Origin of the sequence: Ruminiclostridium papyrosolvens C7 (genome assembly GCF_000421965.1) — a bacterium.
In the GTDB taxonomy this organism is placed as follows: domain Bacteria; phylum Bacillota; class Clostridia; order Acetivibrionales; family DSM-1351; genus Ruminiclostridium; species Ruminiclostridium papyrosolvens_A.
In genome coordinates, this window is sequence record NZ_ATAY01000068.1 from 1 (window position 1) to 529 (window position 529).

General features: G+C 45.4%; 1 protein-coding gene. It reads left to right on the forward strand.

All coding sequences use genetic code 11. From position 1 onward, the window contains the following. Positions 1-182: 182 nt before the first annotated feature. Positions 183-529, forward strand: a 347-nt coding sequence (locus tag L323_RS0120935; protein ID WP_165582690.1) for an Hsp70 family protein, incomplete at its 3' end; no start/stop codon positions are given.

Sequence of the window (529 nt, forward strand, 5' to 3'; positions counted from 1 at the left end):
AGTATACGGATAGCGAGGATGAGCCCTTTCCTTCTGTTGTCATGATCGACAAAATTACGGGTGAAGTGATTTGTGGCCGGGAAGCGTGGAATCAACGACAGGAACTGAGTGAATCGTGCGAGATCTTTACGTCAATCAAATCCCATTTGGGAACCAGTCAAACCTGGCATATCGCCGGGAAAATGTGGACGCCTGAAATGATTGCGTCCCAGATTTTCCTGGGTTTAAAAAAACAGGTTATGGCCAATAGCGGGAAACATGTAAAGTTTGATAGTGCCGTTGTGGCAGTTCCGGTTGGATTTTCGGCAGAGAAACGGAAATCCTTGCGCGAAGCCGCAAGGTTGGCAGGTATCCATATAAAGTCATTTGTAAGTGAATCTACGGCAGCAGCATTTCATAGTTATGAAAAAATAAAGTCTTTCTCGAAGATTGCCGTGTTTGATTGGGGAGGCGGTACACTGGACATATCGATTCTCGAAAATAGCAAAGGGACCATCAAGGAACTGGCCATTGGCAATGAATTTCTTGG